General features: G+C 28.1%; 4 protein-coding genes. 1 reads left to right on the top strand and 3 read right to left on the bottom strand.

Annotated elements, in window-relative coordinates; all coding sequences use genetic code 11:
- Positions 1-10 precede the first annotated feature (10 nt).
- Positions 11-1,015, top strand: coding sequence for a formimidoylglutamase (hutG, locus tag ACTHW2_RS12810; RefSeq protein WP_442264279.1), 1,005 nt, complete (start codon positions 11-13; stop codon positions 1,013-1,015).
- A gap of 118 nt (positions 1,016-1,133) precedes the next feature.
- Here the strand turns inward: hutG and ACTHW2_RS12805 are convergent, their stop codons facing one another.
- From ACTHW2_RS12805 to ACTHW2_RS12795, 3 genes are all read right to left on the bottom strand, one after another.
- Positions 1,134-1,802, bottom strand: coding sequence for a TVP38/TMEM64 family protein (locus ACTHW2_RS12805; RefSeq protein ID WP_442264278.1), 669 nt, complete (start codon positions 1,800-1,802; stop codon positions 1,134-1,136).
- Between the two features lie 147 nt (positions 1,803-1,949).
- The gene (locus tag ACTHW2_RS12800) at positions 1,950-2,378 is read right to left on the bottom strand and encodes a universal stress protein (RefSeq protein WP_442264277.1); all 429 of its coding nucleotides are present in this window, start codon (positions 2,376-2,378) and stop codon (positions 1,950-1,952) included.
- Positions 2,379-2,449: 71 nt separating this feature from the next.
- Positions 2,450-2,636: universal stress protein (locus ACTHW2_RS12795; RefSeq protein ID WP_442264276.1), on the bottom strand; the 187-nt coding region annotated here is incomplete at its 5' end.

Genomic DNA, 2,636 nt, shown 5'->3' with positions numbered 1-2,636 from the left:
GGAGATAAATATGTTTAATAAAACTTATAATATAGTAGATAATTCCCAATGGGAAGGTAGAATAGATAGCGAAGATGATTTTGATAGCTTTAGATGGCATCAGTGGGTAGAAATACTCGACTTAAACAATGAAAATCTAAAACCCTTTCAAGGAAAATTAGGCTTTGCTTTTTTAGGATATAAGTGTGATGCTGGAGTAAAGTTTAATAAAGGAAGAACCGGAGCTGCTAATGGTCCTGATAGTATTAGAGGAGAACTTGCTAATCTTCCTTGCCAATTTTCTAAGGATATAGCACTCTTTGATGCTGGTAATATTTGTTGCGAAAATTCCACACTAGAGGATGCACAAGATGGGCTTGCTAAAGCCGTTCAAAAGCTATTGGATTTAAATCTTTTTCCTATACTTTTAGGTGGAGGTCACGGAATTGCTTTTGGACACTATAAAGGAATATTAGGACATTTAAAGGACAAGGGTAAAGAAAATAATATAGGAATAATAAATTTTGATGCCCATTTTGATTTAAGACCTTATCCAAAAGGCGGAACATCTGGAACTATGTTTAAACAAATAGCTGATTTAACGGATGCCCAAAACATTAATTACTCTTATTTTTGTCTTGGAATTCAAAAACATGGAAATACTTTAAGTCTTTTTAATACAGCTGAAGAACTAGGAGTAAAATATATTTTAGCAAAAGATATTAGCACTACAGATTATTATCCTATGATTGAAAGATTAGATGATTTTATAAAAGATCAAGATCATATATATATTACAGTTTGTTCTGATGTTTTTTCATCTGCTTTTGCTCCTGGTGTAAGTGCACCGCAGCCCCTAGGGCTTGATCCAGAGAAAGTACTAATCTTTTTAAAATATATACTTAGGTCTAGAAAATCAATTAGTTTTGATATAGCTGAAGTATCACCTAGATTTGATCAAGATAATACAACTTCAAATCTTGCATCTGTTATAATCTTTACAGATTCTTTAAGATTATACAAAATCGAATATTGATTAAAAGCTAGATTTTCTAAAAAAATAGAAAATCTAGCTTTTTTGTTTTACTCTTAACTATAGGATTGATTTATTAAATCTTTAATCCTTGTAATAGTTTTCTATATTTATATAAATATTATAAATTAAACTTATCCTTGTTTTTCCTATAAAAAATTCCTATACCTATAAATATAATTATTGAAATTATAATAGACCATTTGAACTCTGGTGTTCCAGGATTGTTTATATTGGAACCTAAAAGAGTTGTAGCTATCATTGAGGGAGTTTTTGCTAAAACTGCTGCTGTTACATATGTTCCATATTTTGTATTAATACTTCCAAATACTAAGCTACTTGGCTCATTTGGAATAAATCCTAATATTTTTATAATAAAGACAAAAAACCATTCCCTATCTTCTTTCATTTCTATTATATTCTTTACCTTGGGATATTTAGACGCCACTTTATCTAACAAGCCTCTTCCAGAAAATTTACCTATAAAATATGGAATAGTCATACAAACTGTTAAACCTACAATATTTATAGCTATAGCCCAAAAACTTGGAAATATTATGGCTACACTTATATATATAATACTAAGAGATATAAACATTGAGATTGATTTTACTGCATAAATAAGAATTATTACAAAAGCTGTTAGAAAATAGTTGGAAGGTGTAAAGTTTAAAATATCTTCAGTAGATATATTCCTATAATTTAATGAAAAAAATAGAAATAGACTTATCATAATAATTAAAGGAATAAAACGAATAATTTTTGATTTATCTCTCTTATTTTCTCCCAAGATCTCACTCCCAGTTTTATTACTTTCTTTTGTTTAGAAAAATTGACATTATATATAAAAAGCCTTAAAACAAAAGTTTCAAGGCTTTTCTTCTAAGCATATATTATTTTGTATATCTTTTAAAACTAATAATTTAATATTAAAATCTTATTTAACTATTAATATATTTGTTTCGACATGATTTAAAACTTTGTTTGATACGCTTCCAAGTATTGCTCTTGAAAAAGTACCAAGACCTCTACTTCCCATGACTACTAAGTCATAATCTTCTTTTTCTGCTTCTTTTATTATTGCATCAGCTGGGTCTCCTCTTCTAAGCTTAACATTTAATTCACCTTCAAAATCATCAAATAATTTTAGTGACTCTTCTAAAAGTTCTTCTCCAAATTTATCCAGTTCTTCTTCTGTCCTTCCTAGAGAATAATATTTTTCTTCCATATAAGCGTATAAAAATGAATTGTCTACTACACTTAGTATATCTAGTTTTGCATGGAAAGTTCCTGCATATTTCTTAGCTTCTAGTAATGCTTTTTCAGAATTTTTTGATCCATCCGTAGTTACTAAAATCTTTTTCATTCTTTTATTCCTCCCTTATATTTTTAAGTAATACTCTTAATTTATTTATATATATTTATTATGTTTAATATTTATTTTACTATTAATACATTTGTTTCTACATGATTTAAAACTTTATTTGAAACACTTCCAAGTATTGCTCTTGAAAAAGTACCAAGACCCCTACTTCCCATGACTACAAGATCATAGTCTTCTTTTTCTGTTTCTTTTATTATTGCATCAGCTGGGTCTCCTCTTCTAAGCTTAACATTTAATTCA

Source organism: Tissierella sp., from assembly GCF_052089545.1.
Classification (GTDB): domain Bacteria; phylum Bacillota; class Clostridia; order Tissierellales; family Tissierellaceae; genus Tissierella_A.
Note: the sequence above shows the minus strand (reverse complement) of the source record. Positions and strands in the feature narration are given on the sequence as shown.